This is a genomic window from Lentimonas sp. CC4, from assembly GCF_902728235.1.
Classification (GTDB): Bacteria; Verrucomicrobiota; Verrucomicrobiia; order Opitutales; family Coraliomargaritaceae; genus Lentimonas.
The window spans coordinates 3632704-3655532 of sequence record NZ_CACVBO010000001.1; the positions used below are offsets into that span (position 1 = coordinate 3632704).

19 protein-coding genes, 1 pseudogene and 1 riboswitch are annotated in these 22829 nt (G+C 52.1%); of the genes and pseudogenes, 12 read left to right on the forward strand and 8 right to left on the reverse strand.

The genetic code is table 11. The features are described 5' to 3' along the window. Window positions 1-158 precede the first annotated feature (158 nt). The 5 genes and pseudogenes from GZZ87_RS15565 (at window position 159) to GZZ87_RS15585 (ending at window position 5282) form a co-directional block, all read left to right on the forward strand. The gene (locus GZZ87_RS15565; protein WP_162024501.1) at window positions 159-1589 is read left to right on the forward strand and encodes a glycosyltransferase family 2 protein; all 1431 of its coding nucleotides are present in this window, start codon (window positions 159-161) and stop codon (window positions 1587-1589) included. A 211-nt stretch (window positions 1590-1800) separates the two neighbouring features. Continuing rightward, window positions 1801-2079 carry a 30S ribosomal protein S15 gene (gene rpsO / locus GZZ87_RS15570; protein WP_162024502.1) on the forward strand — a complete coding sequence of 93 codons (279 nt, stop codon included), beginning with the start codon at window positions 1801-1803 and terminating at the stop codon, window positions 2077-2079. Window positions 2080-2317: 238 nt separating this feature from the next. Continuing rightward, on the forward strand, window positions 2318-4486 hold the full coding sequence (gene pnp / locus GZZ87_RS15575; RefSeq protein ID WP_162024503.1) for a polyribonucleotide nucleotidyltransferase: 2169 nt from the start codon (window positions 2318-2320) through the stop codon (window positions 4484-4486). Between the two features lie 227 nt (window positions 4487-4713). After that, window positions 4714-4974: pseudogene (locus GZZ87_RS15580) on the forward strand (type II toxin-antitoxin system RelE/ParE family toxin); the annotation flags it as partial. A gap of 5 nt (window positions 4975-4979) precedes the next feature. Beyond that, the gene (locus GZZ87_RS15585) at window positions 4980-5282 is read left to right on the forward strand and encodes a HigA family addiction module antitoxin (protein ID WP_162024504.1); all 303 of its coding nucleotides are present in this window, start codon (window positions 4980-4982) and stop codon (window positions 5280-5282) included. 37 nt (window positions 5283-5319) lie between these two features. Here the strand turns inward: GZZ87_RS15585 and GZZ87_RS15590 are convergent, their stop codons facing one another. Beyond that, window positions 5320-5496 carry a hypothetical protein gene (locus GZZ87_RS15590; RefSeq protein WP_162024505.1) on the reverse strand — a complete coding sequence of 59 codons (177 nt, stop codon included), beginning with the start codon at window positions 5494-5496 and terminating at the stop codon, window positions 5320-5322. A gap of 99 nt (window positions 5497-5595) precedes the next feature. Between GZZ87_RS15590 and GZZ87_RS15595 the strand changes: the two genes are divergently transcribed. The 3 genes from GZZ87_RS15595 to menH all read left to right on the forward strand — a co-directional run bounded on the left by GZZ87_RS15595 (window position 5596) and on the right by menH (window position 7399). After that, complete coding sequence (locus tag GZZ87_RS15595; RefSeq protein ID WP_162024618.1) at window positions 5596-5904, forward strand: PIN domain-containing protein; 309 nt, start codon at window positions 5596-5598, stop codon at window positions 5902-5904. Between the two features lie 258 nt (window positions 5905-6162). Then, a complete protein-coding gene (locus GZZ87_RS15600) occupies window positions 6163-6636 on the forward strand; it encodes a peptidylprolyl isomerase (RefSeq protein ID WP_162024506.1) in 474 nt (157 codons plus the stop codon). Between the two features lie 10 nt (window positions 6637-6646). Further along, entirely contained in the window at window positions 6647-7399 is a 753-nt protein-coding gene (gene menH / locus GZZ87_RS15605; protein ID WP_244648156.1) for a 2-succinyl-6-hydroxy-2,4-cyclohexadiene-1-carboxylate synthase, read from the forward strand. 222 nt (window positions 7400-7621) lie between these two features. Here menH and GZZ87_RS15610 read toward each other — a convergent pair whose 3' ends face one another. Both GZZ87_RS15610 and GZZ87_RS15615 read right to left on the reverse strand, forming a co-directional pair. Continuing rightward, window positions 7622-8164 (reverse strand): DUF4136 domain-containing protein, encoded by a 543-nt coding sequence (locus GZZ87_RS15610; protein WP_162024507.1) that lies wholly within the window; start codon window positions 8162-8164, stop codon window positions 7622-7624. Between the two features lie 67 nt (window positions 8165-8231). Further along, complete coding sequence (locus GZZ87_RS15615) at window positions 8232-8702, reverse strand: DUF4136 domain-containing protein (protein WP_162024508.1); 471 nt, start codon at window positions 8700-8702, stop codon at window positions 8232-8234. A gap of 251 nt (window positions 8703-8953) precedes the next feature. Continuing rightward, a riboswitch (TPP riboswitch) is annotated at window positions 8954-9071 on the forward strand. 64 nt (window positions 9072-9135) lie between these two features. Here GZZ87_RS15615 and GZZ87_RS15620 point away from each other — a divergent pair. Both GZZ87_RS15620 and GZZ87_RS15625 read left to right on the forward strand, forming a co-directional pair. Next, on the forward strand, window positions 9136-11199 hold the full coding sequence (locus GZZ87_RS15620) for a TonB-dependent receptor (RefSeq protein WP_162024509.1): 2064 nt from the start codon (window positions 9136-9138) through the stop codon (window positions 11197-11199). 172 nt (window positions 11200-11371) lie between these two features. Then, on the forward strand, window positions 11372-12853 hold the full coding sequence (locus GZZ87_RS15625) for an arylsulfatase (RefSeq protein WP_162024510.1): 1482 nt from the start codon (window positions 11372-11374) through the stop codon (window positions 12851-12853). A 92-nt stretch (window positions 12854-12945) separates the two neighbouring features. On the opposite strand, the gene GZZ87_RS15630 is transcribed toward GZZ87_RS15625, so the two are convergent. Then, the gene (locus GZZ87_RS15630; protein WP_162024511.1) at window positions 12946-14280 is read right to left on the reverse strand and encodes a thymidine phosphorylase; all 1335 of its coding nucleotides are present in this window, start codon (window positions 14278-14280) and stop codon (window positions 12946-12948) included. Between the two features lie 217 nt (window positions 14281-14497). Between GZZ87_RS15630 and argS the strand changes: the two genes are divergently transcribed. After that, a complete protein-coding gene (gene argS, locus GZZ87_RS15635) occupies window positions 14498-16276 on the forward strand; it encodes an arginine--tRNA ligase (protein ID WP_162024512.1) in 1779 nt (592 codons plus the stop codon). A gap of 317 nt (window positions 16277-16593) precedes the next feature. Here argS and GZZ87_RS15640 read toward each other — a convergent pair whose 3' ends face one another. The 4 genes from GZZ87_RS15640 to GZZ87_RS15655 form a co-directional block, all read right to left on the reverse strand. After that, window positions 16594-18096, reverse strand: a complete 1503-nt coding sequence (locus GZZ87_RS15640; protein ID WP_162024513.1) for a PAS domain-containing hybrid sensor histidine kinase/response regulator — start codon at window positions 18094-18096, stop codon at window positions 16594-16596. A 96-nt stretch (window positions 18097-18192) separates the two neighbouring features. Beyond that, on the reverse strand, window positions 18193-19902 hold the full coding sequence (locus tag GZZ87_RS15645) for a hypothetical protein (RefSeq protein ID WP_162024514.1): 1710 nt from the start codon (window positions 19900-19902) through the stop codon (window positions 18193-18195). A 138-nt stretch (window positions 19903-20040) separates the two neighbouring features. Then, window positions 20041-21111, reverse strand: coding sequence for a tryptophan--tRNA ligase (gene trpS, locus GZZ87_RS15650; protein WP_162024515.1), 1071 nt, complete (start codon window positions 21109-21111; stop codon window positions 20041-20043). A gap of 154 nt (window positions 21112-21265) precedes the next feature. Next, window positions 21266-21454 (reverse strand): hypothetical protein, encoded by a 189-nt coding sequence (locus tag GZZ87_RS15655; protein ID WP_162024516.1) that lies wholly within the window; start codon window positions 21452-21454, stop codon window positions 21266-21268. 291 nt (window positions 21455-21745) lie between these two features. Here GZZ87_RS15655 and GZZ87_RS15660 point away from each other — a divergent pair, with 291 nt between their 5' ends. Continuing rightward, window positions 21746-22747, forward strand: a complete 1002-nt coding sequence (locus GZZ87_RS15660; protein WP_162024517.1) for an alkaline phosphatase D family protein — start codon at window positions 21746-21748, stop codon at window positions 22745-22747. The last annotated feature ends 82 nt before the right edge of the window (window positions 22748-22829 follow it).

Sequence of the window (22829 nt, forward strand, 5' to 3'; positions counted from 1 at the left end):
GTTGACAAAGGCTAGAAATTCTCATTTCTCCCCTCCTCCATGATACAGACGATCATCTATTTAATTCTTTTTTGAATGATGGTCACTTAAAGAGCACTGAAGCGCCCCTCCCCCCCCTCAATGGATCGCGCAGCTCTTCACATCTATCAATTAACGCTATGAAACGATCCCTAAGAGAATCTAGCAGCCTAATCCTAATACTTGCCGCACTCTATACAGTGACTGCATCTATCATGTATTTAGCGCTAACTAAATCCTATCAAACAGTCAGCGCATATGACTCATTTCGTATGCTCATACTCTGCTTGATGCTTCCGATCTTCATCAAATATGTCATCCAGCTATTGGGTGCGCCGATCTATTCGGCCGTAGAAGCCGTGCGACACCGCCGAGGCCTAACCAACTCAACGCCGACGGTTTCCGTCTGCATTCCAGCATGGAATGAAGAAGTCGGCATCGTGAAAACCATTCGCTCCGTCCTCAACACTGCGTATCCGAAACTGGAAGTGCTCATCATCAATGACGGATCAACCGATTCAACACACGAGAAGATCTCCCACTTCATCAGCAACTACGAACAACAGGCAGATCAGGGCGCGAAACTAAAATACCTGCACCTAGAGAACGGCGGCAAAGCCAAGGCACTCAACCAAGCACTCAAGCAGGTAACAGGCGAAATCGTCATTACAGTCGATGCCGACAGCGTGATGGATACGGATGCCATTGTGAATCTGGTGAAGCGCTTCACGAGCCCCGACGTGGCTGCCGTCGCAGGAAACGTCATCATTAGCAATAAACGAAAGCCCATCGAGCTGATGCAGCAATTGGAGTATCTCTATGGTTTCTTTTTTAAACGTGCAGACGCGCTATTCAATTCGGTCTACATTATCGGAGGAGCTGCCGCGGCCTACCGCCGCGAGGCATTAGAAGCCGTAGGCGGATTCGACCACGAAATCATTACCGAAGACATCGAGATGTCGACGCGCATGCTCGCTCATGGCTACAAGACTCGTTATGCTCCAGATGCAGTGATCTACACCGAAGGCCCATCTGACCTCAAAAGCCTCAGTAGCCAACGCCTACGCTGGAAATACGGCCGTATTTTAACCTTCATCAAGCACCGGAAGCTCTTTTTTAGCCTGCGCAAGAAGCACAACCCTTACCTGAGCTGGCTGATACTACCGGTCGCAGTCTATAGCGAGCTAATGCTACTACTAGAGACGTTTATGCTGAGCGCATTCGTCGTCTATACCGTGCACACCAACGATTACATGCCGCTGGCGTTCGTCACACTGCTCATGACCTTCATCATCAGCGTTCAAGTGCTGGTCGATTCCAAGGCACGTTTCCACAGCAACTTGCTATTACTGGCGCCGGTCGCCTTACCGATTTGCTACGCCATGGATTTAATCGAGCTCCAGGCACTGATACGCAGCTTGAAGCGATTCGTTCTGCGCAAAGAATTGAAATGGCAGAAATGGGTGCGTGTTGGTGTGCTCGAAGACGTTTGCAACCTTCCAACCAGCTTACCCCTAGCAGAATTAGACTCGGATTTTAGCAACCGAGCGAAACCTGCCACCACCCGCTAAAACATGCAGCGTCACCCTCCTTTTTTACTTGCACCAGCGCTCTAAAACAGCATTTTCCTGCCCTTCAGCGTTAGAGCTCTCCTTGCGAAAGGTCTGCTCCTCGACTTCCCGCCAACAAATAAGCGGGTATAACGGCTAAAACGGCTCGGTTGCGGTTTTAGCGGTTTCGAACACTCGAAATCCGACAGTCGTGCAAAGAAAAATCAATACAATGGCAGATATCACAGATACAATCGTAGACAAAGAAGCGATCATCAAAGAGTTCGCTCTTAAAGATGGTGACACAGGTTCCTCCGAAGTGCAGATCGCACTTCTTACAGCACGTGTGAAGCACCTCACAGAGCACCTTCGCGACAACCGCAAGGACTTCCACTCACGCCGCGGCCTGATCGCAATGACAGCTCGTCGCCGTAAGCTTCTCGATTACTTGAAGCGTAAAGACTTCGCTCGCTACACAGCGATCATCACGAAGCTCGAACTTCGCCGATAATCGAATTACTTTTTTCAATGCCGGACTTCCCAAACGGGAGTCCGGCATTTTTCTTTCCCAGAGTGACACAGGCATTCCTGCCTGTGCTACGTGACACAGGCATTTCTGCCTGTGATTCTGGAAACAGGCAGGAATGCCTGTATCACACACGACAGGCCATGCCGATCATGGCCGGCGATAAACAAGGTCCTATCCCCGACGTATCGTAGAATGCATAAAGCAAAACATAGATAAAAGAATGAAACAAAAACACAACGTAACCGTAGAAGGTCTTGGTATCGAGATCTCAACCGGAACACTCGCTGGCCTCGCCAGCGGCGCAGTCACCATCAGCATGGGTGAAACCGAACTCTTCGTTTCGGCCACAGCTGCTTCCTCACTCCGCCCCGGGCAAGATTTCTTCCCCCTCACCGTTGATTACCGCGAAAAGTTCACTGCTGCTGGTAAGTTCCCAGGTGGCTACTTCAAGCGTGAAGGTAAGCCTTCCGAAAAGGAAATCCTCACATCCCGTCTTTGCGACCGTCCACTTCGTCCACTCTTCCCGAAGGGTTTCATGAACGAAGTGCAGGTCATCGGCCTCCTCCTTGCGACTGACCTCACAAACGAGCCGGACATCCTCATGGTCAACGCCGCTTCTGCTGCGACTCTGATCTCTGACATCCCTTGGAACGGCCCAATCGGCTGTGTGCGTGTTGGTCAAATTGATGGCGAATTCGTCACCAACCCGACTCACGACCAAATGCTCGATTCCGACCTCGACCTCATCTACGTCGGTTCTGAAACCGAAATGTTGATGATCGAAGGTTCTGCTGAGTTCATCTCTGACGATCGTTTCTACGAAGCTCTCGTATATGGCCAAGAAGCAATCCAGCCTCTCATCGTCGCGCAGAAGAAACTCGCTGAGCTTTGCGGCAAAGAGAAGAAGGACTTCCCTCTTCTTGTAACTCCTAAGGAAATCGTTGATTTCTGTGAAGCACACGCAGCCGAAGGTGTTAAAGCAGCACTCAACTTCGACAGCTACACAGAGCGTAAGCTTGCGATCGAAGTCATCGCTAAGGACACCAAAGCAGCTCTCGAAGAGAAGCTTGGCGCCGAAAATGTAAAGGGTGACGACGTCGCTCGCGCATTCGACGAAATCCAAGAGAAGCTCTACCGCCAAAACATCCTCGACACCGGTAAGCGTGTTGACGGACGTGGCGCAGAAGACCTCCGCACCATTTCTTGCGACACTGGCGTGCTTCCACGCGTTCACGGTTCTGCAGTCTTCAACCGCGGTGAGACACAAGCCCTTGTTCTTACAACGCTCGGCACTAGCCGTGACACACAAGACATCGACGGCCTCACAGGTGGTGCCAAGAGCAAGTCTTTCATCCTTCACTACAACTTCCCTCCATTCTCGGTGGGTGAAGCAGGTCGTTTCGGATTCACAGGACGCCGCGAAATCGGCCACGGTGCACTCGCTGAGCGCTCCCTCCTTCCGATCCTTCCACCAGAAGACGAGTTCCCATACGCGATCCGCGTTGTCTCTGAAGTCATGAGCTCTAACGGCTCGACTTCAATGGCATCGATCTGCGGTGGTTGCCTCTCTCTCATGGATGCAGGTGTGCCAATTACAGCACCTTGCGCTGGTATCTCCACTGGTCTCGTTACTGAAAAGGACGAAAACGGTAAGATCACTAAGAGCGTTCTCCTCACTGACATCCTCGGCGCAGAAGATCACTTCGGCGACATGGACTTCAAGGTTGCTGGCACACCAGAAGGTATCACAGGCTTCCAGCTTGACCTTAAGATCACAGGCCTTCCATTCGACATCGCACTCGAAGCTATCAAGCAGAATCGCGATGCACGTATGAAGATCCTCGCTGTCATGTCCGAGCACCTCCCTGAGTCCCGCAAGGATCTCCGCGAGCACGCTCCACGCATCCACACGATCAAGATTGCACCAGACAAAATTGGCGCACTCATCGGCCCAGGTGGTAAGAACATCCGCCGCATCACTGAAGTCTCTGGCGCACAAGTCGACATCAACGACGAAGGCCAAGTCCTCGTCTTTGCAACTGACAAAGAATCCATGGATCGCGCGATCATGGAAGTCGATGCATGCACCGCTGAGATTGAAATCGGCAAGACATACCGCGGTATCGTTCGCGGCGTAAAGGACTTCGGTGCTTTCGTCGAATGCCTACCTGGTAAAGAAGGCCTCGTGCACATCTCCGAGCTTGCTGACTTCCGCGTCAACAAGACCGAAGACATCTGCAAGCTGGGTGACGAAATGGTCGTCAAGTGCCTCGGTGTTGATAAGGGCAAGGTCCGCCTCTCCCGCCGCGCAGCACTCGAAGAAGCTAAGGAAGCTGCCGAAGAGGAAGCTCCCGCAGCCGACGAAGCTGAAGAAAAAGCAGCTGAGTAGCGTATAAAGCGGCCTGAGCCGCTCACGCGATTCATTCATATTCCAAAGCGGTCACCGAAAGGTGACCGCTTTTTTTGTGGGTCGTTTCAGAGTCAAAGAAAGTGACACAGACATTCCTGTCTGTCTCCCCGCCTGATTCGAGTTAAGCCTCAGGGTGCCCACTATTGATAATTGATAAAATACCAGATAAGGTAATCCTACGGGAATGATCAAAAGGCTTCGCGGGTAAGCAGACAAAAAAGATCTGGGAGAATACATCACCCAAGGGCTTTCCGGCAGACCTATTTCGTCGCGCTGTCGTCAAGCTTGATCAGATCGACTCCGCCCAGACGCTCGATGACCTACGCATTCCACCGAGTAACCGACTCGAACTCTTAGGTGGTGATCGAGCAGGCACTCACAGTATCCGAATCAACCAACAGTGGCGTATTACTTTTGCTTGGAGCGAAGGACACGCCCACGAAGTTAAAATCGAAGATTACCATTAAACATCATGACAACCACCCACATCAACGCCTTTGCCGAAACACTTCGTGAAATCCTCGAAGAGCACACACTCGATCAACGCACAATTGCCGAGGCCACCGGCATTCCGGCCCCACATTTGAGTGCCATGAAAACAGGCACGCGTCGTGTCACACCTGAATACGATTTGCGCCTATCGCGCTACTTCGGAACCAGCGAAGGTTTCTGGCTACGCTTACAACTCGCATCAGACTTAAGACGCGTTCGCGCCGAGAAAGGATCCGAAATCAAGCGACAAATCAAACCAGCAAAGCTACCATTGGCGATTTAACTGACTGTTCAGATCAGCCCACACGGCAAGCCTCTCACTAAACTCCCCTCGGCTGAAGCAACTCAACCGGCAAGAGCTCTTTATAGCCAAGATAGTCCTTGTCCTTCGATAAAATCGGGAGACGCCACTTCACCGAGCAGGCGCAAATCAGGAAGTCTGTGTTGCTGCCTTGAATGCCACGACTGCGGCATAGGTTGAAAAATTGAGCGCCCATGATGTAGATACTGGAATCAATCGCCCGATCCGGAAACGCATCGAGGCGCTTAGAAATCTGAGCAAAGCGCTCTGAGGAACGAAGCCCACAGAGAATCTCATTTTCTTTAGCACCATCTCAATTGAAGAAATTCGCTTCAGTTTAATCCGCAAGCATCTGTTGAAGAAACGGATTTGGTTCGACAAGTTCCTCGCGGCAAAAGTCACGATACTGGATGTCAATGAGGCCATTGCTGAACGCCCCGGCACAGTCAGAGCCGAACTCGGATTGAATGGCAAAACACACTCACAGCTCGACATGCTGATCGCCGCGACCGCATGGGTCCATGGGCTCGCCGTTGCCACACGCAACACAAAGGACTTCGAAGGTTGCGCCGTGCCAGTGTTTAATCCGTTTACCTACGAGTAGACCGAATACATTTCAACAACATCCTGCAAATGGAAGCAGTTCCCCTGTCGCATATGGCTTGATTGAAGTCTAGGAACTCCTATCCGTTAAAAATTAAAGGGGCATCAGAGCAAAATCTGGTTCTTCACGGAAGCTACGCTAAAAAGGCACCTGACTCTTTCCTGATATATGGCAGGAAGTTCTGGACGTCACAGAGATTGGAAGCTTACTATCCTTGCGATTCACGGTTCTACTATAATCCGTAAACAACCAACTATTATGTCAGATAATCTAATCATCGAAACCACTCAGGGCAGCATCGAATTCAAGCTGTTCGACGACATCGCACCACTTACTTGCGAGAACTTCCGCACACACGCGAAAAACGGCTACTACGACGGCGTCATCTTCCACCGCATCATTGAAGAATTTATGATCCAAGGTGGCGATCCGACAGGCACCGGCCGCGGCGGCGAGTCGATCTGGGGCAAAAACTTTAAGGACGAGTGCGTCAGAGAACTCACATTTGATCGCCCAGGTCTCTTGGCGATGGCAAATGCAGGCCCAGGCACGAACGGCAGCCAGTTCTTCATCACCACCGTAGCCACTCCTTGGCTGAACATGAACCACACCATCTTTGGTGAAGTCGTCAACGGCATGGATGTTGTCGATGCCCTCGAAGGCGTGAAAAAAGACCGCGGCGATAAGCCAATCGAAGATCAAAAGATCATCAGCATCAAAACTGCTGAATAAAAAGGCACAGATTCTAGCCCTTCATGGGTTTACCGGATGTGGCGAGGACTTTTCGGAGTTCTCGCCACTTTGCGGTTCGGGCCACGCATGGACGTGCCCTGACCTACCTGGGCATGGGCAGGATCCAGAACTCAACTGCACGCCAGATGCGACGATCCAACAGTTGGAAAGGAGCGCCGCGAGCATACAAAGCGACAAGAGTGTCGCTTCTACGAAGATCTTGCTCGGCTATTCCATGGGTGCACGAGCCGCCCTGCTCCACGCGACAACCCACCCGAAGCACTGGGATGCGCTCATTTTAATCAGCGCTAACCCAGGAATCGAAGACGAGACCGTCCGCACCGACCGTGCAAGCAGCGACGCCAAACTCGCACAACGCATCCGCAACGATGGCGTGCCCACTTTTCTAGAGTATTGGCAACAAACGCCAATAATTCGCAGCCAGCAGGCAATACGCGCCGACTGGTTAGCAACGATGCAGCAACACCGCCTGCAACACACCGCCGAAGGACTCGCCGCTAGCTTAGAGCAGTTCGGCCAAGCAGCCTGCCCGAACCTTTGGCCGCAACTCAAGCAGCTCACTTGCCCGATCCTGTTAGTCACTGGCGCACGCGACAAAAAATACAGTGCCATCGCTCAACGCATGGGAGCTGAGACCCCGCAAGCCAAGTGGGTTAGCATTCCCGAAGTCGGCCACATGCCACATTTGGAAGCCCCCGAAACGACATCGGCAGCGATACGAGACTTTATTGCACGACTTTAAAGTTGGGCAATAAAATCAGTCACGCACGAGTGACTCTGTTTGGAGACTGCCCGAAAAACACTGAACTGTATGCATTGATTGTAGCGATGGCACTCGCGTGCCGTCGATTGATATCCGGATACAAAGATCGACCTTGCTAGCGCAAGTTCGCTACAAGAAGCGGGGTAGCTACCCAAATCCAATGAAAATTATAGACGAGATCGAAGTTTCTTCAAAACGGTCTTACTCGATATTCGGCAGATTCGGATCTTTCTCTATACGCTGCGGGAAATTTTGAATCGCACGCACTAAGGACAGCTCCACACGCTCATCCGTATATTGGATTGCATCAAAAACATTAGGTAGCTCTGCACGCCAAAATAGGTCATTGGTGCCCGTCTCATAAAGTTCCACAGTCAGCGTAAAACGCACAGCCGCCTTGGATGCATTATAACTGCTCCGAGCCATCGTCGCACTCGGCCCATCCACAGAATCAAAGATCCCTCCATAGCTACTGATCGCCTTGTCCCACCTTGCCAACACATAAAAATCGGCATCCGATTCCATTGCCTCAAATCCACGCGCAGTTAACTCATCCGACAACACCCGCCCTGATATCTCAAGAAGCCCCTGATCCTGATCCTCCCTTAAGGCCATGCCAGAGAGTATCGTCTCTCGATAACTAAAAGTATCCAGCGGCGAGAAGTTAGTCGAGCGCACGAAATCCCCCGCAGAACGAGTCTGCTCAAAAGTGCCACACCCACTAAAGATTAAAGCGTTCAGCATAATAACAAAAGAGAATCGACGGATATGTTTCATAAGCAAATATACTGCAGTGACTCTACGCACCATACTACTCGACATTTGGAAGTTGCGAGCTGATTTCCAAACGTGCCGGAAAATCCTGGATCGCCAATCTCAAAGTCTGATCCACGCGCTGCTCCGACCACTGCATTGCATTAAAAATATAAGGTAATTCCGCAGACCAAAAAACCTTATTAGTCGCGCCCTCAAACAGCTCAACGATCAAAGAAAACCGAACCACTTCAGCGGCACTGGCATTAATCTCCTTACGCCATTTTGAGACTACATAAAAATCGCCCCCCTCATTCACCGACTCATAGCCACGCGTAGCCAGCTCCTGGATCAGCACCTGCCTCGATAGCTCTTTCATCACAAGCTCCTGAGAGCTGTTGCGGACAACCATGCCCGAAATGAGTGTATGGCGGTAACTAAAGGTTTCGAGCGAAGATACATCCATTGGGCGCACGAAATCCCCCGAATAATTCGTCGTTTCAAAACTCGCACAACCAGCAAACCACATAGCACACAACATCAGGGCGAAAGGGATTCGAGTGACACATTCCATGCGCGCACTAAACCACATACGCGGGGGAATTCAAACCTTGTCGTCGATTCAGCAATACAATCATCTACTTACATGCGTTTGACTCAACAAGAGCAGGTCAGTCTATCCATTATTTTACTCATCATGGTGCTAGCCCTGATTGGTTATCTGGCCTTTTAACCACTTATTATGAGTTGACAAGGCCTCCAGCATGCGACTTTTCTGTGCGCCTTCCTTAGGGGTGACCTAGCATGGGTCTGAGACGTTTCCTTGCAGCAGCACAGAAATGATCCCTTCGAACCTGATCCGGTTGACACCGGCGTAGGAAAAGGAAGGGGTCGCAACTTTCCGTGATCCCACCTTCCGCCGCCAGAGGCCGGATTTCAAACAACGACTGATTGAAATCCAAATGAAACACATACCAATAGCACTCGCATTCGCCGCTTTTACGGCCGGCCTACATGCGCAAACCGCCGCGGACGCTCCAGAGAGCATCGAGCAAGCATCCGAGCAACTCGCCACCACCGTCGTCACCGGCAGCCTGTGGGAGTCTGACCTACAGCAGACCACTGCCAGTGTCAGCGTCATCGACAGCGAACAGATTGCAAGCAGCGGTGCACAGCACTTTGGCGACATTATCAACAGCCTGCCCAACGTCACATGGACTGCAGGTTCATCACGTCCTCAGTATATCCAAATCCGCGGCATTGGTGAAAACTCTCAATTCGAAGGCGAAACTCCGGACTCTTCCGTTCGCTTTATGGTCGATGATCTCGACTTCACTGGCCTAGGATCAGTCGGCAACCTATTCGACGTGCAACAAGTCGAAGTCCTACGTGGCCCACAAGCCGGCGCTTTCGGGGTAAATGCCGCAGGTGGTGTCATCAAGATCGTCACCAACGAGCCCACTCCTTATTGGACTGGACAAGTCGAAGGCACTGTTGGCGAAGATAGCCTCGTCGCTGGCGGCGTCGCCGTCGGCGGCCCAGTCATCGAGAGCGATCCGGAAAAACTCACCTTCCGACTCTCAGCCTATCAGCTGAATCAAGATGGTTTCCGCCACAATAAATATCTAGGCAAGGACGACACCAACGAACGTGACGAATTCAACACTCGTCTAAAACTTCGCTGGCTCGCCAACGAAGACTGGCAATGGGATGCAACCGCCTTCTACGCCGACACCGACAACGGCTACGACGAATGGTCGCTCGATAACACGGAGTTCGACACTTATTCCGACCAACCAGGCCGCGACGAACAAGAATCCTTTGCCACAAGCCTACGCGGCACATGGACAGGCTTAAGCTCAGTGGATGTCACCACAATCACTAGCTATACTGACACTGACGCCACGAACAGCTATGATGGCGACTGGGGCTCACCTGGTTTCTACACCGATTTCCTAAAACTAGACCGTGATCGTGATGTATTCAGCCAAGAGTTTCGCTTCGATTCCTCAGAGCAACAGGACGCACTGGGTTGGATTGATCGTTGGACTGTTGGACTCTACTATAATAACTTAGACGAATCCACAAAATCGATCGTCGAATCTGGCGCTACATGGGATGTCGACTACGATTCAGAGTCCTATGCCACATTTGGTCAGATAGCTCACGACTTTAGCGAAAAGACTCGTCTGATACTTGGCCTTCGCATGGAATACTACGATGTAGATGTTAAAGCAGATGGTGACTTTTATGGCAGCGCCTTCAACGACAAGGATGATGTATCCGACACGCTCTTCGGCGGAAAAATCACACTAGAACATGACCTAACGAAGGAGCACATGCTCTTTACGAGCATCGCCCGTGGCTACAAAGCAGGCGGAGCAAGCTCTCCCAACTACACCGCCTCCACGGATCTCACTTACGACGACGAAACACTCTGGAACTACGAAGCTGGGGTGCGCAGTAAATGGTTCGATGGCAAGGTAGTCACACAAGCCACGGCGTTCTACCTATACCGCGAAGACCCACAATATAGAGATTCGGTAGGGTCAGGGAGCTGGTATGCTTATACTACAGTGAACGGCGACAGCGCAGAACACTACGGCCTAGAAGCAGAAGCCACATGGTTCATCAGCAAGAACTGGACTGCCAATGCAGGACTGGGCTTCCTTGAAGCCGAAGATGAGGATAGCTCTCGTGACCTCGCCAACGCACCGCATTACACATTTAATGCACGGATCGACTATGTCGCGGACAATGGATTCTTCGCAAACCTAGAGGTCGTCGGCAGCGACGAATACTACGAATCTAACAACCATAATGAGCAACGCAGTTCTTTCGCTCAATTCAATGGTGCAGTGGGCTACCGCTACAACAACTGGACACTGACCGTTTGGGGACGCAACCTCTTTGACGAATCATACGAAAAACGCGTATTCTACTTTGATAATGGCAATGGCGATACACGCTACGAGGATCCCGCGGATCCGCAGCAATTCGGCGTAACCGCCAACTACCGCTGGTAGGCACTGCAGTTCATATTTCAAACCAAGAGAGGAAGGTTCCACGCGAGCCTTCCTCTTTTTTTGTGCCCGGATCGTTACTGTTTGTGACATTCTTAAAATTGAATATTATACGTGCCTATCACTAAATCGAAGTCGTAAGCTATAGAAACCACCCTAGCGCCCCCCCCGACACATGCCCCACATCACAAAAGTCCTCATTCTCTTCGCAGCCCTACTGAGCGTCAGTCATGCCGCGCCCCGCCCGAACATTGTGCTGATTCTAGTCGATGACATGGGCTACTCCGACCTCGGATGCTTCGGCAGCGAGATCGAGACGCCGAATCTCGACCGCCTCGCGGCCGACGGCATTCGCTTTACCAATTTCACCAACAACGCGAAATGTGAGACCACTCGCACCGCGCTGATGACTGGGCAATACCACACCGTAGTGCGACAAAAGGGCAACGGCCAGCGTGTGATGACACTCCCAGAGACACTCGCCCTCGGCGGCTACCAAAGCTTCATGGTCGGCAAATGGCACATCCTCGACCAACCAATGCAACGCGGCTTCGAGCGCTACTTCGGCTTTCACGAAGGCGCGACGAATTTCTTCAACGGCGAAGGCACGCGAGGCGGCTACTCCTACTTTCTGGATGAAGCGCCCTACCAAATGCCCGACGACTTCTACAGCACCGACGCCTTCACCAACTACGCCATTCAATTCGTCGAACAGCGCGACTCCGAAAAACCCTTCTTCCTCTACGTCGCTTACAACGCCCCCCACTATCCACTCCAAGCGCCAGAGAAAGACGTCATGAAATACCGCGGCCGTTACCTCACTGGTTGGGATCAACTACGTGAAGCGCGCTTTCAACGCATGCAAGCCTTGGGGATCGTTTCCACGAACAGCAGACTCTCTCAGCCCGAACCAAAGAACCGAAAATGGGACAACTTGAGCCCGGCTCAACAAGACCACATGGACCTACGCATGGCCACCTATGCTGCGATGATTGACATCGTGGATCAACAAGTCGGCCGCCTCGTTGAGACCCTAAAAACCGAGAACATATTCGAGAACACACTCATTCTATTCGTTAGCGACAACGGCGCATGCCCCTTTGACCGCACCCGTGAATCCACGCTCGCAAACAACTACATGCCCTGGGATGCACGCTCTTACTATTGCTATACCCCAGAATGGGCCAATGCCTGTAACACGCCCTTTCGCTTATATAAACAGAACCAGAACGAAGGCGGCATCGCTGCCCCCATGATCGCCCACTGGCCGAACGGTATCCAAGTGCCTGGCAGCTTCAATCGACAACGCGGCCACGTGCGCGACTTTCACGCCACCTTTCGCGAACTCGCGGGCGTCACACTCCCCTCCGAATACAAAGGCCAAGCGCTACTCGACAGCGACCCCAGTATTAGCTTTACGCCTGCCTTCGTCGGGAAGAATCCTCCGCAGCAACCCTACTACTATCAATATTTCAAAAATGGCAAAAGCGCCCTGATCATCGGCAAATGGAAACTCGTCGACACTCAATTCCTCTACGATCTCAGCAACGATCGTATCGAGAGCAACGACCTCAGCCGCAGCCATCCCGAGCAATTCCAAACCATGCTCACCGAATGGCAAAGGCGCCACGGCGAGCTCAACCCTAGTGCGAAATAAGAAGTAGCCACTACCACACCCTCGCAACCAGCCACACACAAAAAAGCCCCCGTCATGACGACGGGGGCTTTTGTTAAATGTGACGGACTCTCTTACGCGACGCGCTCGACAATCAGTTCCGGTGGATTTGGACGCTTCGGAGCGAGGCGGTAAGCGGTCTTGAGGTATTCAAGTGCTTCTTCCATCTTCGCTTCGTCGTTGTAGTGAATCATCATGAGTGGCTCGCCTTGCTTGACCTGCGTGCCGACCTTCTTGATTTCAGAAACACCGACAGCTGGATCGTATTTGCCGTTCTTCTTCATCGCGAGCTTCTGGACGCCTTCTGCGATCAGACCTGCGTTGATCGTGTGAACGTAGCCACGCTTAGGAGCTGGCAACTTACGAACATGCTTCGCGGTTGGGAACTTTTCGACATCATCGATCACGGAGATGTCACCACCCTGTGCTTCGATCATATCCTTAAACTTCTGAAGAGCAGACCCATCCTTGAGGTGACGCTGCACCGTCTGTTTTGCAGACAATGTCGAACCCGCAACACCTGCGAGGCGCACGATTTCCATACCGAGCTTAAGCACCAACTCTTGAAGGTCTTCTGGACCTTCGCCCTTGAGTAGCTGAATCGCTTCTTTGATCTCAAGTCCTGTGCCGACTGTATCACCCAGTGGTTGATTCATGTCAGTCACAAGAGCGACACAACGGCGCTTCATTGAGCGACCGACACGTGTGATGGAGCGAGCCAATTGCTTCGCTTGCTCGACGTCTTTGATGAAAGAGCCGTTGCCCCATTTTACGTCGATCACAAGACCTTCAGCACCTTCAGCCAACTTACGGCTAAGCACAGAACCAGTAATCAGTGGTAAGCTCGGGATTGTGCCAGTCATTTGACGCAATCGGTAGAACTTTGCGTCTACTGGAGAAATTTCAGGATCCTGCTTGATGAATGTGCAGCCAACAGTCTTCAACTGAGCTTCGAAGCCCTCCAAATCAAGGATCGGGTTAAAGCCAGGGATCGAAGAAAGCTTATCAAGATTGCTGATCACATGCTCCTCATCCACACCATTCATAGTCGGCATGACGACGCCACACGCAGCTGCAAGCGGGCCGAGAACGAGTGTTGTCTTATCACCGACACCACCTGTTGAATACTTATCAATCTTTGGACGGGAGATACCAGTCAGGTCGATTACCTCGCCCGAAAGCATCATTTCTTCGGCAAACACAGCAGTTTCCTGAGCAGACATGCCCTGGAAAAATACCGCCATCGCGAGAGCTGATTGTTGAAATTCGGGGAGTTTATCATCCAAAATAGAATCGACGATATAACGAATCTCCTCGTCGGAGAATTCGCCACCGTCACGCTTCTTTTCAACCAAATGGGTGAAGGAAGGCTTGATGAACTTACGAGCGCTAATAATTTTCTTTCTCATTCAATAAAATTGCTGATGCCGATAATTTTGCCTATCGAGAAGGCATAAACATTTATGTATTAGGCTATTACAGGGCGTGTTGTCGAGCTTAAATAACGGGCTTACCGAAATATCACCCTATAGCATATCAGTCGAAACTATCATTAGCCCCCGATAAAGTCTTCAAGTTCGGAAAGCTGAGCTTGACGCCACGCACTCAGGTTTTTGCTCTGCCCTCATGAAAGTTTGGTTTAATCCATCTAAAGCAATCGAAAGTGCGCTATCGACTATCGCAGCTCAGACAGAGGGCTTCGGCCCTGAGTTCGTGCCCGGCGTGCGCCCAGCAGATCCTCGTTTCGGCGACTATCAGGCCAATGGCGTGCTCGCCTTTGCCAAGCGCAACAAGGTCAACCCCCGCGAACTCGCGACTCGCCTGATCGCAGCAGCCGAAGCGTCCGGTGAGTTTGACTCATCGCTGGTCACGCTCGACATCGCAGGCCCAGGCTTCATCAATTTCACGCTCACGCCTGAGTTCATCTGGCAGTGGCAACTCGCGTTCTCCACAAAAGAAGACTACCAAAGCGGCGCAAGAGAGCTCAAAGATGGCCGCAAAGTCATCATCGACTACCCAAGCGCCAATACCGCGAAACAGGCACACATCGGCCACCTGCGCCCAATGGTGATCGGCCAAGCCATCGCCCGCCTACTCGATTTCTGCGGCGCCGACCTCACACGCGACAACCATATCGGCGACTGGGGCACCAACTTCGGCACGCTGATCATGAAGATCAAGCGTGACGGCATCGACCTGACACAGCTCGGTGACAATGCGCTCGTAGCACTCGACCAACTCTATAAAGACGGCAGCGCGCTCGAAGTGGAACAACCCGAACTGCGCGACATCTCCCGCAACGAGCTCGTGCTCCTGCAAAACGGCGATGCCGAGAACACCGCAATTTGGGAGCAAATCGTCGAGATCTCCAAAGTCGCCTTTGATAAGCTATTCGTGCAAATGGGCGTCGAGATCGACATCACCCTCGGCGAGTCCTTCTACCGCGACAAAGTCGAGCGCATCTATGACGAACTCACCGAAGTCGGCCTCGCCGAAGAGAGCGATGGCGCACTCGTCGTCTGGCACGATGAGGTAAAGAAATTCGCCCGCGACAACGAACGCCCCTTCCCGTTCAACATCCGCAAAAAAGACGGCGCGAGCAACTACGCGTCCACCGATTTAGCGACCGTGCTCTATCGCCTCGAAGCATTCAAAGCCGATGAGATCATCTATCTCACCGATGCACGCCAGCAGGACCACTTCCAGCAACTCTTCCTGACTACCGAGAAATGGTTCAAGGCGAAGGGCTATGCCCTTCCAGAAATGAGCCACGTTTTCTGGGGCACCATTCTTGGATCCGACAAGAAACCTTTCAAAACCAAGTCCGGCGAGTCGATCAAACTCCAGGAACTACTCGACGAGGCACGTAGCCGCGCATTCGATGTGGTGACAGAAAAGAACCCTGACCTCGACGAAGCTGAGCGCCGTGAAATTGCGGAATCCGTCGGCATCGGCGCAATGAAATACGCCGACCTTTCCAGCAACCGCACACAAGACTACGTCTTTAGCTGGGATCGCCTGCTAAGCTTCGAAGGCAACACGGCCCCTTACATGCTCTACGCAGTTGCGCGTATCAACAGTATCTTCCGCAAAGTCGGCGTCGATCCCGATGCGCCGATTGAGGGTGCATCGCAGCTAGAAACCGACACTGAAATCGCACTAGCGCGCAAGATCATGGGCTTTGTGACCGCATTGGAGCTCACGCTCAACGACCTACGCCCACACTTCCTCTGCACGTATTTGTATGAACTCGCGAGCGCTTACAGCAGCTTCAACGCCGCCGACAAAGTCTTGGTCGACGACGACGCCATCAGAGCCCGCCGCCTATTACTCTGCGCACGCACCCGCACGGTATTGAAGACAGGCCTAGAACTTCTCGGAATCAAGCCGCTGGAACGCATGTAGTGACTTAACTGGGATAGGCTGCTTTAGCTGCCCGCCGAGCGTGCGAATACCATACAACGTCGGCAGCTAAAGCAGCCGTTCCCAGTTATCCCAGATCTAGGAGTGAGGATTACGAATACACTCAATTTGTGAAAAGTGCATTTAAGCTATTTGACGTTCCTGTCGTAGGGGCTTTGCTCGCAAAGACCGCGCAAAGGCCGTAAAGCCACGAAGTTCTGCAACGTTTCCTACCCTCGCGGGTGCCGCAAGCAGCACACCTACGCAGATTTTCGCACAATCAGGACTCACAATTCTTGATATGTAACAGTATCTAATTACTACCCTCCAGCAAGTATCGCGTGCACACGATCCGCCAAATCATCGGCAGTGTAGGGCTTTGATAAGAAATCCTCGACGCCACAGGATTTAATTTCCTGAACCTTCTCACGCTGCTTATGCCCACTCGAAACGAGAATCTTCGCTTCAGGATTCAGTTTCAACAAGGCACGGCACAGTGACGGCCCATCCATAAAGGGCATCTCGACATTAGTAACGACCATGTCGATATCATTGATTCTGCTCGCATAAATCGCCAAGGCCTCAGTGCCATCTTGAGCCGTGATCACATTATAGCCGCGATCTCCGAGGGTCTTTTTGATCGTCTCACGAATAAAAAATTCATCATCCGCAACAAGCACCTGCTTTCCCTTACCCTCCTGGCTCGCGACAAAAGGAGGCAGGGAGCCAGAGGTTTGCTCCTCAGACATATGCGCTGGAAGGAAAATACTCAAGGCCGTGCCACGCCCCCGATCACTCTCCAGCACCATAAATCCTTTATGTCCCTTGATAATCGCTTGAGAGCTCGACAAACCAAAGCCAAACCCTTGCTTCGGCTCTTTAGTCGTAAAGAACGGCTCTGCCACACGCGCAATGATGCTATCATCGATTCCGCGCCCATTGTCCTCAAAGACAAAGCTCACATACGCACCCGCTTTCGCTTCAGGTGCGAGGTTTTCAAAATTTTCATCAAACAAACGGTTACCGACGCTGACCTTCAATGTTCCGCCCTCGGGCATCGCTTCGCTGGCATTCTTCATTGCATGCTCAAAGATCTCCGCGATTTCAACCATTTCACCACGACATTCCCAAAGGTCTTCGACCACATCGACCTGCAAACTAACTGCTGGCGGAATGATTTCCTCCCCGATGCGCTTTAACGAACGCTCCACCTGTGACTTGCGAATCACAGCATTGCCACCGCCCTTACCACGCTCAAATGACAACAAGTCACCGACCAGAGCGGCTCCCTTATTCGCGCACTTCTCGATCATAGAAACCATATTACGCGATTTCTCATCTTCTAAGGAACGCTTCAACATCGCAGCCGAAAGCATAATAGGCGCGAGTGCGTTATTGAGCTCATGCCCGAGCCCACCCGCTAAAAGATTGGACGAGCGGACATGGTGCGCACGCGCCTCGGCATCTTGCTTCTTTTTCAGCTCAGTCACATTGGTATTAAAACAAACAACAGCAACCGGTTCACCAGACTCGTCCCGAAAGATCTGCTGCCGAGACTGTATAATAGACTCATCTCCATTGCGATTGAGTTGGCGTAGCTCTCCTGTCCAAGCACCTTGATCATGTAAGACTTCGATCGCATCCTCACGCGCCGCCTTATCTAAATAAAAGATACGAGCCACCGGACGCCCAACCATCTCTTCCATAGACCAACCGTAGAGCACCTCTGCCGCTTGGTTCCAATAAAGCACTTGATTGTCCAAATCATGAACCACGACTGCATCGGGCGCAAAACCGACAAGCGATTCAAAAGAAATAGGCATGGAAGATTTGGATTCACTCATACAGAAGACCGCTAGAAACGCTTAAAAAATGAAGACTAAATCAACAATCCAAGATTTAGCGAACGCAGCGGCAAACTAAAACACAGGTGACACTTCCAACTTCTGCCCAGGCTTCAAAGTATAGCGCCCCTTGCGGTCTCCATCTTCGTCATTGCGGAATACTTGCAGCTCAATGGGCGCCTCCATGTCGGCTGGTGCGACCCAACGCCACTTACCAATCTCTTCAAACTCCATCGCAACACCGGACTCCCAGGAAAGGCCTCCGCCACTACCACGCAGGAACGGCTTATTTCCAATTCCAATCAAAATACTCACGCTAAAAATCGCATCGTCAGCCTTCGTGCGCGCACGACGAGCGGTTGCCGGCGCCACCTCTCCGAATAAATCGCTCGCCTTAGCCTCAGGTGCAGGATCGGCCACTGGCTCTGGAACTAGCTCAGGCGCGACTGTTTCTTCCACTTCCGGCTCTTTCGATGCCGTTTCGGGGGGCTCGACTTCGACGACCACTTCATCCTCAACAATTGGTGACTCTTCGGATTCTTCCTTAGAAACCTCCAGCTTCGAAGCCTGCTCAGCCTCGAGCGCGTCAGCCTCCAACAACTCATCATCTTCAATCAAATCCGCACCGAGAGACACTTCAATATTATCAGGCAAGCTATCGAACCCATCGGCATCCTCCTCGGGATCAAGCTCCACCACCAACTCTGGCGCAGCCACCATTGCTGGCTCCTCTTTAACGACTGGCACTTCAACGATCGCTTCCTCCGCTTCTGCTTCAGGCTCAGACAAGAGCGCTGCGTCCTGCTCAGGCTCCACCAACTTACTTTTAGAATCAATAATACGGCTCACAGCCGATGACGCCGAGTCCTGTTTCACTTGAATCGCACGATGCAACAATCCCGAATCCGACTTCAACCGACGCTGACGCGGCGAACGCGTAGGACGCTCTTCCTCTGGGACAGGTGCGGAGTCACCCCCTTCAACCGCTGACAAACGTGATTCGAACGCGGACAATGGCTCAACCGACTCAGTCAGACGCGCCTCCAATGCCGCGAACTCTGCTTGCAGCGCGGCAACCGCCTCACTCGGAGCATCAGAGTTCTGCGCCTTGGCATTCAGTGCTTCGACCTGCTCTTTAACTGCAGCCAAGACTTCAGCTTGCTCGACTTTAAAAGACTCTATGGCAGACAACGACTCGGCCGACTGAGTCAAGCGCGTCTCCAATGCAACCAGCTCGGCTTGTAACGCAACAACCGCTTCGCTCGGAGCTTCAGATCCTTGCGCCTTTTCACGAAGCCCGTCGATCTGAGATTTCACCGCGGCCAATGCCTCTGCCTGTTCAGTCTTAAAGGAACTGATCGCAGCGAGTTGCTGTGATAACTCCGCGACACGCTCTGCCTCGACCAGTAACTTCTGGTCCACCGCAGACGCCAAAAGCTCGCAACGTTGATCCACCGAACCGGAACCAGACTCCAACTCTTTGAGGCGCTCGTGGTATTGCATCAACGCAGACTCAGCCTGTTGTAAGTGCCCGCGCAGCATTCGAAGCTCAGACTCACGGTCATCAGACACCTCCCGCACGCGCATCAAATATTCGACCACATACGGCAGCACAAATATCGCTGCGCCCAAAGCCACGGCCAACACACAGGAAACGACCTGCATATTCGTGAGTTGCCACTTACCAAGAATGGCAATCGCCAACGCAGTAAGGACAAGAAGGATGTCCCCTAAATAAAAGGGCCATTTAGAAAGTGTAAGTGGGGCTTCGTCGTCCGATTGCATGCGGGAGCGTTGGTGAGTTTAGACAGCGATCAAAGCGACTCTAGCGCCACGATCAACCCTCTTTTCAAGCATTCACGGTCACTGAGGTATGATTCGATAGGTCGCACAGAGCGGCACTCCCGAAAAAACAACTAGCCTCTAGCGAGGACGCTCCACAAAGCCTGACTTGCGATACACCTTACCCAGCGTCTTGTATGCGCGCTTCTGCGCCTCGCCCGCACCTGCCTTTAACACTGACTCTAGGTATTTCTTATCTTTAATCAGTTCCTCGTAGCGAGCTTGCACTGGCTCCAAGGCGGCAATGACCACATCGGCCACTTCCTTTTTAAGATCGCCATAGCCCTTGCCAACAAAATGAGCTTCGAGGTCTGCCGTCGAACGGCCGCTGATCGCAGTATGAATCTGCAAAAGGTTGGTCACACCTGGCTTATCATCGCGCGCGACGATCTCGTTGCCCGAATCGGTGACCGAGCTCATGATCTTCTTACGCAACACATCTGGTTTATCCAAGATGTAGAGCGTCGCGTTCTGATTATCATCACTCTTCGACATCTTACGCTCTGGATCTTGCAGCGACATAATGCGCGCACCGGTCTTCGCAATGAACGGCTCGGGGATCGTAAAGGTTTCCGAATACGTGGTGTTAAAACGATGCGCCAGATCACGGCAAATCTCCAGGTGTTGCTTCTGGTCATTACCGACAGGCACTGCATCTGCATTATACAGTAAGATATCCGCAGCCATCAGAACCGGATACATCAGCAAGCCAGCATTGAGCGACGCCCCTTGACGGGTGCCTTCATTGGCGATCTTCACTCCCTCGCCGCCTTCGCCTTGATCCACTTTATAGCCAAGCTTGGCGGCTTTTTCTTTAAACTGTGTCATGCGCTGCAAGTCACCGATCGGCGCGATGCAGCTCAACAACCATGCCAATTCAGTATGCCCGATGACATGCGACTGAATGAAAATATTCGATCGCTCAGGATCGAGCCCACAAGCAATGTATTGCGCCACACAGGACAGCGTATTCTTACGCAACTCAGCAGGCGTATATTTGACCGTAATCGCGTGCATATCGACCACACCGAAATAACAGGTATTGTCGTCGAGCATAGTCGCCCAATTTTTAACCGCCCCAAGATAGTTACCTAGTGTCAGGACACCGGTCGGTTGCGCGCATGTAAGGATAACTGGCTTTTCTTCGCTCATAAACCGCCGATTGACGGCAACTGTCCTGCCCTTGTCAATCTTCCTTCTCGTCTAGCCCTGCAAACGCTCAGACAACATCACGCACAACGATACAAAAAGCGCACCTCAAGCAATGTTGAGGTGCGCTTTGTATCAATATTTGTGTAATTAAGACTTAGTTCGTGGCGTCCTTAATGGCATCTGCGGCGTCCTCGCCAGCATCTTTCACGTTATCAACTCCCTTTTCCATCGCATCACCGATTTCATCGGCTGCGTCCTCCAGATTGTTGTCCTCACAACCAGTCAGTGCAAAGAGACCAAGAGCGATGAGTGCAAATGCGCTTAATATAGATAATGTTTTCATATTTATTAGTTTTGGTGTTCTAGTTATTTGTAGGAACGAGAAGAGTCGTAGAAAGAGGCGTGCCTACAGTTAAATGAGTAGCACAAAGCCCCACAATCTCAACACTTACGGATTATAAAACATTCTAAAAACGTAAACTCCGTCTCTCAATCATGAAGCCTGCAGGACACTCACGACTGACAAGTAGAAGCGGCATCCTGTCACTTGCCCGCAATGAAAGCGGCTGGAAGCACGCTTAGAGTCGAATCATATCCACTTGCAGCCATCAGCGCCCCACCATAAAACACCGTCATGTCACTGTTTCGCCAACTCTCGATCGCCACCTGGCTCTCTCTCGCACTCAGCCCACTGACAAGCGCCTACCACCCCACTGATTTCGACACGCCACTGGAAATCATCGCATTTGGCTCCTGCAACCGCCAATTCCTGCCACAACCACTCTGGCCCGTCATCGCCGAGAACCAGCCCTACCTCTGGATCTGGGGCGGCGACAATATTTACGGCGACTCCAAAGACGCCGCGGTGATCGAAGCCAAATACCAAGAGCAGCTCAACCAGCCCAACTACGCCGCCTTTCGTAAGCAGTTCCCCATCGTCGGCACTTGGGACGATCATGACTACGGATGGAACGACGCATATTCCACTTACCCTATCAAAACCGTCACTCAAGGGCTCGCACTCGACTTCATGGATGTGCCAACCGACGACCCGCGCCGCCAGCGCGAAGGCATCTATGGCGACTACGATTTCGGTCAGGAAGGCAAGCGCGTCAAAGTCATTCTATTGGACAACCGCTACTTCGCAACAAAGCGCAAAGCCGAGCACCGCGATCTACTGGGCGAGGCTCAACGCAACTGGCTAGCCGACACGCTGCGCACCAGCACCGCTCAAATCAACATTCTGGTCAGCGGCACTCAAATCATCTCCGAAGAGCACAACTACGAACGCTGGGGGCATTTCCCCGACCGCGCATGGTTGCTCCAGCTCATCCGCGAGGAATCCATTCCTGGCGTGATCTGCATCAGCGGCGATCGCCACATTCACGAAATTTCAGTGCTACAAGAAGAGGACGCGCCCTATCCCTTGATGGACATCACATCAAGCGGACTGACGCACTCCTGGGAAACCTTCAAAGGCGAACCCAACAAGCACCGCGTCGGCGAAGTCTATACAGGGCTAGGGTTCGGCATCTTGACAATCGACTGGAAGCGCCATCCAATCACGGTCACCGCAGAGATCCGCGACCTCTCAAACACGGCAGTCAGCACGCAGCGGATCAAGTTCAAGCAATAGATAGCCATATTTGCAATTTGCGCTATTTATCGCCCGAAAAGGGGCAAGCTATATCAGCCCAGGGCAACGCCCTAGGAATTCA

What these genes read in the sequence shown, in the direction of transcription:
- GZZ87_RS15565 (WP_162024501.1), top strand. Translation starts at nt 159, where the DNA reads ATGAAACGATCCCTAAGAGAATCTAGCAGCCTAATCCTAATACTTGCC.
- rpsO (WP_162024502.1), top strand. Translation starts at nt 1,801, where the DNA reads ATGGCAGATATCACAGATACAATCGTAGACAAAGAAGCGATCATCAAA.
- pnp (WP_162024503.1), top strand. Translation starts at nt 2,318, where the DNA reads ATGAAACAAAAACACAACGTAACCGTAGAAGGTCTTGGTATCGAGATC.
- GZZ87_RS15585 (WP_162024504.1), top strand. Translation starts at nt 4,980, where the DNA reads ATGACAACCACCCACATCAACGCCTTTGCCGAAACACTTCGTGAAATC.
- GZZ87_RS15590 (WP_162024505.1), bottom strand. Translation starts at nt 5,496, where the DNA reads ATGGGCGCTCAATTTTTCAACCTATGCCGCAGTCGTGGCATTCAAGGC.
- GZZ87_RS15600 (WP_162024506.1), top strand. Translation starts at nt 6,163, where the DNA reads ATGTCAGATAATCTAATCATCGAAACCACTCAGGGCAGCATCGAATTC.
- GZZ87_RS15610 (WP_162024507.1), bottom strand. Translation starts at nt 8,164, where the DNA reads ATGCTGAACGCTTTAATCTTTAGTGGGTGTGGCACTTTTGAGCAGACT.
- GZZ87_RS15615 (WP_162024508.1), bottom strand. Translation starts at nt 8,702, where the DNA reads ATGTGGTTTGCTGGTTGTGCGAGTTTTGAAACGACGAATTATTCGGGG.
- GZZ87_RS15620 (WP_162024509.1), top strand. Translation starts at nt 9,136, where the DNA reads ATGAAACACATACCAATAGCACTCGCATTCGCCGCTTTTACGGCCGGC.
- GZZ87_RS15625 (WP_162024510.1), top strand. Translation starts at nt 11,372, where the DNA reads ATGCCCCACATCACAAAAGTCCTCATTCTCTTCGCAGCCCTACTGAGC.
- GZZ87_RS15630 (WP_162024511.1), bottom strand. Translation starts at nt 14,280, where the DNA reads ATGAGAAAGAAAATTATTAGCGCTCGTAAGTTCATCAAGCCTTCCTTC.
- argS (WP_162024512.1), top strand. Translation starts at nt 14,498, where the DNA reads ATGAAAGTTTGGTTTAATCCATCTAAAGCAATCGAAAGTGCGCTATCG.
- GZZ87_RS15640 (WP_162024513.1), bottom strand. Translation starts at nt 18,096, where the DNA reads ATGCCTATTTCTTTTGAATCGCTTGTCGGTTTTGCGCCCGATGCAGTC.
- GZZ87_RS15645 (WP_162024514.1), bottom strand. Translation starts at nt 19,902, where the DNA reads ATGCAATCGGACGACGAAGCCCCACTTACACTTTCTAAATGGCCCTTT.
- trpS (WP_162024515.1), bottom strand. Translation starts at nt 21,111, where the DNA reads ATGAGCGAAGAAAAGCCAGTTATCCTTACATGCGCGCAACCGACCGGT.
- GZZ87_RS15655 (WP_162024516.1), bottom strand. Translation starts at nt 21,454, where the DNA reads ATGAAAACATTATCTATATTAAGCGCATTTGCACTCATCGCTCTTGGT.
- GZZ87_RS15660 (WP_162024517.1), top strand. Translation starts at nt 21,746, where the DNA reads ATGTCACTGTTTCGCCAACTCTCGATCGCCACCTGGCTCTCTCTCGCA.